General features: G+C 68.9%; 10 protein-coding genes. 6 read left to right on the top strand and 4 right to left on the bottom strand.

Features of this window, described 5'->3' with window-relative positions:
- Positions 1-327 precede the first annotated feature (327 nt).
- The 3 genes from QRN67_RS18675 (at position 328) to QRN67_RS18665 (ending at position 1,946) form a co-directional block, all read left to right on the top strand.
- Positions 328-612 (top strand): DUF427 domain-containing protein, encoded by a 285-nt coding sequence (locus tag QRN67_RS18675; protein WP_081271497.1) that lies wholly within the window; start codon positions 328-330, stop codon positions 610-612.
- A complete protein-coding gene (locus QRN67_RS18670; protein WP_106935093.1) occupies positions 609-1,364 on the top strand; it encodes a 2OG-Fe dioxygenase family protein in 756 nt (251 codons plus the stop codon). The genes QRN67_RS18675 and QRN67_RS18670 overlap by 4 nt, the downstream gene beginning before the upstream one ends.
- A 141-nt stretch (positions 1,365-1,505) precedes the next feature.
- Positions 1,506-1,946, top strand: coding sequence for a universal stress protein (locus QRN67_RS18665; protein ID WP_007833935.1), 441 nt, complete (start codon positions 1,506-1,508; stop codon positions 1,944-1,946).
- 8 nt (positions 1,947-1,954) lie between these two features.
- Here the strand turns inward: QRN67_RS18665 and QRN67_RS18660 are convergent, their stop codons facing one another.
- Positions 1,955-2,626: an RluA family pseudouridine synthase gene (locus QRN67_RS18660; protein ID WP_285413060.1), complete on the bottom strand. Its 672-nt coding sequence runs from the start codon at positions 2,624-2,626 to the stop codon at positions 1,955-1,957.
- Positions 2,627-2,832: 206 nt separating this feature from the next.
- Here QRN67_RS18660 and QRN67_RS18655 point away from each other — a divergent pair, with 206 nt between their 5' ends.
- Positions 2,833-4,038: an MFS transporter gene (locus QRN67_RS18655; RefSeq protein ID WP_081271499.1), complete on the top strand. Its 1,206-nt coding sequence runs from the start codon at positions 2,833-2,835 to the stop codon at positions 4,036-4,038.
- Positions 4,039-4,052: 14 nt separating this feature from the next.
- Here the strand turns inward: QRN67_RS18655 and QRN67_RS18650 are convergent, their stop codons facing one another.
- The 3 genes from QRN67_RS18650 to QRN67_RS18640 are packed head-to-tail and all read right to left on the bottom strand — an operon-like array spanning position 4,053 to position 4,790.
- Positions 4,053-4,340, bottom strand: coding sequence for a 2Fe-2S iron-sulfur cluster-binding protein (locus tag QRN67_RS18650; RefSeq protein WP_081271500.1), 288 nt, complete (start codon positions 4,338-4,340; stop codon positions 4,053-4,055).
- Positions 4,341-4,350: 10 nt separating this feature from the next.
- Positions 4,351-4,644, bottom strand: a complete 294-nt coding sequence (locus QRN67_RS18645) for a VF530 family protein (RefSeq protein ID WP_106935091.1) — start codon at positions 4,642-4,644, stop codon at positions 4,351-4,353.
- Complete coding sequence (locus tag QRN67_RS18640; RefSeq protein WP_172839976.1) at positions 4,641-4,790, bottom strand: hypothetical protein; 150 nt, start codon at positions 4,788-4,790, stop codon at positions 4,641-4,643. Before QRN67_RS18640 ends, QRN67_RS18645 begins: the two co-directional genes overlap by 4 nt.
- Positions 4,791-4,877: 87 nt before the next feature.
- On the opposite strand from QRN67_RS18640, the gene QRN67_RS18635 reads away from it, so the two are divergent.
- Together QRN67_RS18635 and QRN67_RS18630 are read left to right on the top strand one after the other, a co-directional pair.
- Complete coding sequence (locus QRN67_RS18635; RefSeq protein WP_081271502.1) at positions 4,878-5,396, top strand: GNAT family N-acetyltransferase; 519 nt, start codon at positions 4,878-4,880, stop codon at positions 5,394-5,396.
- Between the two features lie 11 nt (positions 5,397-5,407).
- Positions 5,408-6,091, top strand: a complete 684-nt coding sequence (locus tag QRN67_RS18630) for a PepSY-associated TM helix domain-containing protein (RefSeq protein ID WP_285413058.1) — start codon at positions 5,408-5,410, stop codon at positions 6,089-6,091.
- The last annotated feature ends 79 nt before the right edge of the window (positions 6,092-6,170 follow it).

Here is a 6,170-nt window from a genome sequence, read left to right as displayed (position 1 = left end):
CGCAGACGTAGGCGGGATCAGGGCCGCAGCTGTTTGAGCGAAGCGAGTTCTGCGGACCCCCGTCTACGTCGAGCACCGCAGGTTGCCCGCAGCGAAGCGAAGGGACGCAGACAGCAGGGTCGCCTTTTCTTTGGCTACTTTCTTTTGGCGAAGCAAAAGAAAGTAGCTCGGCCGCCGGGCCGAGACCCGGCCCCGGGAAAAAACTGCACAACCAGCCCAGATACGACCCCAGAAAAAGCTACCGTCCGAAGCAGCGGCACAATACCCAAGCCCCGTGCGGCAGCGCAACGGCCAGCGCCCGCAACCCCTCCCCTTGGAGACCAAGACATGAAAGCAACCTGGAACGGCGTCACCATCGCCGAAAGCGACGACACCGTGCTCGTCGAAGGCAACCACTATTTCCCGATGAGTTCGCTCAACCGCGACGTCGTCACCTTCAGCAACCACAAGACCACCTGCCCCTGGAAGGGCACCGCGAGCTACTACTCGTTGCTGGTCAACGGCGAGCTCAACACCGACGCCGCCTGGTACTACGCCGACCCCAAGCCCGAAGCAGAAGAGGTTCGCGACCGCGTCGCGTTCTGGAAGGACGTGAAGGTCAGCGCGCAGTGACCGCGGCTGCCTTCACACCTCCGTTCATCGCCCCCGCCGACCTGCCGGACGCACTGCGCGGCCAGGGCTATGCGGTGCTGAGCCCCCAGGGCGTCAGCGAATGGCTCGGCGCACCTCTGTCGCAGCTCGAGGCGCTGCACGCCGACTGGAACGAACTCCCGCCCGATGAATACCTGAAGGACGGTGGCCGCTACCGCACGCGGCGCCATGCCTGCTTCACCGTCGAGGCCGACGACCACGCCACGCTGGCGCGGGTGCCGCATCGCGCGCACTGGCAGCCGGTCGAATACAACGCGCTGCACGGCGGCATGCAGCGCTGGTTCGCTCCGATGCTCGACGCCACCGTGGCGCAGCCTGTGTGGCAGCGCCTGCTGCAGCAACTGGGCAAGACCAGCAGCGACATGCGCGGCGCGCCGCAGCGCTGGTTCGTGGAAGCGCACCAGTTCCGCATCGACACCGCCGGCGGCATCGGCCGCCCGACGCCCGAGGGCGCGCACCGCGACGGCGTCGACCTGGTGGCTGTCGCACTCATCGGCCGCCAGGGCATCAAGGGCGGCGAGACGCGGGTGTTCGAGGCCAACGGCCGGCGCGGCGAACGCTTCACCATGACCGAGCCGTGGACCCTGCTGCTGCTCGACGACGCGCGTGTGATCCACGAGTCCACGCCCATTCAGCCGCTCGAAGAGGGCGGCGAAGGCTGGCGCGACACGCTCGTGATCACCTGCCGGGCCAAGGGTTTTCAGGGCGACTGAGCCCGCGCGGCGCGGCGTGCGAGAGCGCGTTGCGCCGCCGCTGGTACGAGTCCTACAGTCCGGCCACCCGAACAGCGGTTAAATTCGAGCCCCGGCTCTTTGTGAGCCTGGTCTGTCTGCGAACGAAAGCGAGGTCCCGCCATGTTCAATCACATCCTGGTTCCGATCGACGGCTCCGAAACTTCCATGCTCGCCGTCAGCAAGGCCAGCGGCCTCGCGCTGGCCTTCGGAAGCCGCATCACGTTGATACACGTGATCGACAACTATCCCTTCATCGGCGTGGGCGCGGACTATGCGCTCGGCCAGAACGAATACCTCGCCGCCGCAACGGCAAGCGCCAACGCGGCACTCGCGCGCGGCGTGGCGGCGCTGGCGGCCGAAGGCCTGCACAGCGACCAGCGCGTGATCGACGGCCACGTGGTGCACGAAGGCATCGTCGACACGGCCATCGCCATCGCGGCCGACCTCATCGTGATGGGTTCGCACGGCCGCAGCGGCATCGAGAAACTGCTGCTCGGCAGCGTCACGCAGCGCGTGCTGCAGGACGCGAACATGCCGGTGCTGGTCGTCAAGGGCGGCTGAGTTCTTCTTCAGCCACGCGAGGCAACGAAATCCGGCGGCCGACTGAAGCGGAGCTCCTGCTGCGTCACCGGATGCACGAAGCCCAGCTCGCTCGCATGCAGCAGCAGGCGCGGCGCACGTGCCCGCAAGGCGGCATCGCCATAGAGCGCATCTCCCAATATCGGATGGCCGATCGACAGCAGGTGCACGCGCAGCTGGTGCGATCGGCCGGTCAGCGGCTCCAGCAGCACGTGCGTGGCGGCAGCAGCAGCCGGTTCGCCGGGCCAGGCTGAAATCGCCTTCCAGCGCGTGACGCTCGGCTTGCCCGCCGGGTCGACCTTCTGCAGCGGCCGGCGCGGCCAGTCGGCCATCAATGGGGCGTCGATCACCGACCATTCCTCGCGCAGCGGCATCGCGCCGTCGACCACGGCTTCGTAGCGCTTGTGCACGCGGCGCTCGGCAAATGCGGCACTCAGGGCGCGCTGCATCTCGATGCCGCGGGCCATCACCACTAGGCCGCTGGTGCCCATGTCGAGCCGGTGCACGATCAGCGCGTCGGGCCATTGGCGAATGGCGCGCGCGCTCAGGCAGTCCTGCTTGTCCTCGCCGCGGCCGGGCACGCAGAGCAGGCCGGCGGGCTTGTCGAACACCAGGAGGTGGTCGTCTTCGTGAACGGGGTGCAGGGGGGCGGGCAGGGTCATGGAGGCACCGAGTTTAGAGAGCGGGCCCACGGAGGTGCAGGGACGGTCGCCTCGCCTCACGGCCCGCTCATGAAGCCTCGGCTATCCTTGAGCGGATGTCCGGCCCCGACCCCGCTCCCGCTTCCTTGCCCCCCGCAGCCTCCGCCGTTCCGGCCGGCGCGGCTTCCTCCCCCAGCTTTTCCGACCTGACCCGCGAACGTCCCTTCATGCAGATGTGGACGGCGCGGCTTTTCGGCACCGCCGCCTCGCAGATGCTGCTGGTGGCCATCGGCTGGCACATGTACGACCTCACCGGCAGCGCCTGGGACCTGGGCCTGGTCGGCCTCTACCAGTTCGTGCCCGCGCTGCTGCTGGCGCTGCTGGCGGGCCACATCGTCGACCGTCATCACCGGGGGCGCATCGTCGCGGCCTGCTTCGCGGTGCAGGGGCTGGTCGCGCTGGTGCTGCTGCTGGCGGTGATGGGCAAGCACGACACGCGCGGGCTGCTGCTGGGCCTGTCGCTGGTGCTGGGCGCGGTGCGTGCCTTCCAGATGCCGGCGCAGCAGGCGCTGACGCCGCTGCTGGTGCCGCCGACCATGCTGGCGCGCGCGATGGCCTTCAGCTCGGCCGGCATGCAGGGCGCGATCATCGGCGGGCCCGCGCTGGGCGGGCTGCTGTTCGTGGCCGGCATGGCGGTGGTCTACGGCGCCAGCGTGGTGTGCTTTGCGCTGGCCTGCGCGCTGGTGCTGCGCCTGCGCTATGCCTACACGCCGGCCGCGCGCGAGCCGGTCACGCTGGCCACGGTGTTCGCGGGCGTCGACTTCATCTGGAAGCGCAAGCCGGTGCTCGGCGCGGTCTCGCTCGACCTGTTCGCGGTGCTGCTGGGCGGCGCGGTGGCGCTGCTGCCCATCTACGCCAAGGACATCCTGCACACCGGCCCCTGGGGGCTGGGCCTGCTGCGCGGCGCGCCCGCCGTGGGCGCGCTGGTGATGTCGATCGCGCTCACGCGCCGGCCGGTCGAGCGCCACGTGGGGCGCACCCTGCTGATGGCCATTGCGCTGTTCGGCCTGTGCATGGTGGTGTTCGGCATCTCCAAGAGCTTCGTCGTGTCGCTGATCGCGCTGGCGGTGTCTGGCGGGGCCGACATGGTCAACGTGGTGATCCGCCAGACGCTGGTGCAGCTGGAAACGCCCGACGCCATGCGCGGGCGCGTGAGCGCCGTGAATTCGATCTTCATCGGCGCCAGCAACCAGCTCGGCGAGTTCGAGTCGGGCGCCACGGCGGCGCTGCTGGGGCCGGTCGGCTCCGTGGTGGTGGGCGGCGTGGGCACCATGCTGGTGGCGCTCACCTGGTTCAAGCTGTTCCCCTCGCTGGCGCAGCGCGACCGGCTGACGGTGGCGGCGCCTGCCGCTGCCAGGCCCGTGTCTTCGTAGCCTGGCCGGCGAACTCAGTCCGGGAAGAGGGCGCGCGCGCCCGGCACGTCGAGCGTGAGGTCGCCCAGCGCCTGCGCCACGCAGGGCAGGATCCAGCCTTCTTCTTTTTCGTCGATGCTCAGGCCCGGCCACTCGATGGTGTGGCGGGTCTCGCCCGACAGCCGCCGGCAGATGCAGGTGCGGCAGGTGCCGTTGCGGCATGAGCTGGGCAGCTCGATGCCCGCGGCCTCGGCGGCCTGCAGCAGCGTGGTGCCGGCGTCGGCCTCGAAGCCGAGGCCCGACGGTTCGAGTCGAACCTTCATCGTTGCGGGATCAGGGAGTGTTTGGATTCTGCTGCTGCTGCTGCTGCTGTTCGCGGCGTTGCTCGCGCAGCATGAAGAGGTACAGGCTCTCGACCTTCTCGCGCGCCCAGGGCGTCTTGCGCAGGAACTTGAGGCTGGAGCTCACGCTCGGGTCGATCGCGAAACAGCGGATGGGAACCAGCTCCGAGAGCTGTTCCCATCCATAGTGGCCGGCCAGTGCCGTCACGATGGCTTCCAGCGTGAGCCCGTGCAGCGGATTGCGCGGCTGCGCGGGCCTGGCCGGGGCCGGTGCTGCGTCGGTCACTTGTTCTTGAGCTTGCCGCGCGGGATCACTGCGGTGGTGACCGTGCGGACCGGTTCGATGCCGCCGGTGCCGACGGGCTTGGGCGGCGAGGTGTCCTTCTTCGGTTTCTTCGCTTCCTTGGTGCTGCGTTGCTGACCCTTGGCCATGTCGATTTCTCCTGTTGTTACGACGGATGCAGCGGGCAGTTTAGCGGTGCGGCGACAATACGCGGTTCCATTGATTTCCCCGCATTCATGTCAGATTACGAAGTTCGCCCCGCCACCCTGCGCGACGCCAAGGCCGTCGCCGAAGTCCACGCCCTGGCCGCCAAGGCTGCCTACGAAGGCATCCTCCCCGAAGAAGAGCTGCGCACCCTGGCCCCGGCGTCGCGGGAAGCCAAGTGGCGCGAAGCCATCGAATACAGCGAACCCCAGGTGCACGTGGTCACGCACGGCGGCCAGATCGTCGGCTTCGTCGGCTTCGACCGCTCGCGCGACCCCAAGACCCCGCCCACCACCGGCGAAATCTGGGCCATCTACGTCAAGCCCGAGCACTGGGGCAAGGGCGCCGGCGTGGCCCTGTGGGATGCCGCGCGCGAAGGCCTGGAAGAAGAGGGCTGCACCACGGTCACCATCTGGGTGCCCATTCGCAACGATCGCGCCATGCGCTTCCACGAACTCGCCGGCTTCAAGCGCGAGATGAAGACCGCCAAGACCACCGCCTTCGGCACCGTGCGTGTCGAGGAAATCCGGCTCAAGCGCGACGTTTCCTGATACCCGCTGCCATGGACCACGACAGCAGCACCCTTGGCCACGCCGCGCGCGTGCGCTCCCACCAGCGCCGCACGGCCGCCGTGCAGTGGATCCGCCGCATGCACGGCTGGATCGGCCTCTGGGGCGCGGTGCTGGGGCTGCTGTTCGGTTTCAGCGGCATCTGGCTCAACCACCGCAACGTGCTGAAGCTGCCGCAGGCGCAGGAACGCACCCGCGCCCAGCTGGCGCTGCCCGAGCCCGCGCCCGAGACTCCCGAGGCCATGAGCCGATGGCTGCAGGAGGCACTGCGCATGAGCGGGCCGCCCAACTCCACCCGTATCGAGCCCGCCAAACCCGTGGCATGGGCCGACAAGAGCGACCACGGCGCCCCCGCGCTCACGCAGCCGGCGCACTGGGTCTTCAATTTCGGCGGCCCGAACGAAATGGTGCAGGCCGAGTACTGGCAGGGCAACCGCTCCGTGGGCGTGGCCACCACGCACAACGGCTTCGTCGCCACGCTCACCAACATGCACAAGGGCGGCGGCATGCCGCTGCCGTGGATCCTGCTGGTCGACACGCTGGCCGGCAGCCTGATCTTCCTGTCGGTGTCTGGCGTGGCGCTGTGGATGCTCACGCACCGCCGCCGCCGCGTGGGCCTGGCGGTGTTCGGCGCCTCGCTGGTGGCGGTGCTGGCACTGGCGCTGAGCGCGCTCTGAACCGGCCCCATATGGGTATTGAGGGGCGGGTCCAGGGCAACGGCTAAGCTCGCCGCTTCTCTTTTCTTCCCGACCTGCC

This window comes from Variovorax sp. efr-133-TYG-130 (genome assembly GCF_030208835.1).
Classification (GTDB): domain Bacteria; phylum Pseudomonadota; class Gammaproteobacteria; order Burkholderiales; family Burkholderiaceae_C; genus Variovorax.
Note: the sequence above shows the minus strand (reverse complement) of the source record. Positions and strands in the feature narration are given on the sequence as shown.

What these genes read in the sequence shown, in the direction of transcription:
- QRN67_RS18635 (WP_081271502.1), top strand. Translation starts at nt 4,878, where the DNA reads ATGTCAGATTACGAAGTTCGCCCCGCCACCCTGCGCGACGCCAAGGCC.
- QRN67_RS18660 (WP_285413060.1), bottom strand. Translation starts at nt 2,626, where the DNA reads ATGACCCTGCCCGCCCCCCTGCACCCCGTTCACGAAGACGACCACCTC.
- QRN67_RS18675 (WP_081271497.1), top strand. Translation starts at nt 328, where the DNA reads ATGAAAGCAACCTGGAACGGCGTCACCATCGCCGAAAGCGACGACACC.
- QRN67_RS18665 (WP_007833935.1), top strand. Translation starts at nt 1,506, where the DNA reads ATGTTCAATCACATCCTGGTTCCGATCGACGGCTCCGAAACTTCCATG.
- QRN67_RS18640 (WP_172839976.1), bottom strand. Translation starts at nt 4,790, where the DNA reads ATGGCCAAGGGTCAGCAACGCAGCACCAAGGAAGCGAAGAAACCGAAG.
- QRN67_RS18655 (WP_081271499.1), top strand. Translation starts at nt 2,833, where the DNA reads ATGCAGATGTGGACGGCGCGGCTTTTCGGCACCGCCGCCTCGCAGATG.
- QRN67_RS18650 (WP_081271500.1), bottom strand. Translation starts at nt 4,340, where the DNA reads ATGAAGGTTCGACTCGAACCGTCGGGCCTCGGCTTCGAGGCCGACGCC.
- QRN67_RS18630 (WP_285413058.1), top strand. Translation starts at nt 5,408, where the DNA reads ATGGACCACGACAGCAGCACCCTTGGCCACGCCGCGCGCGTGCGCTCC.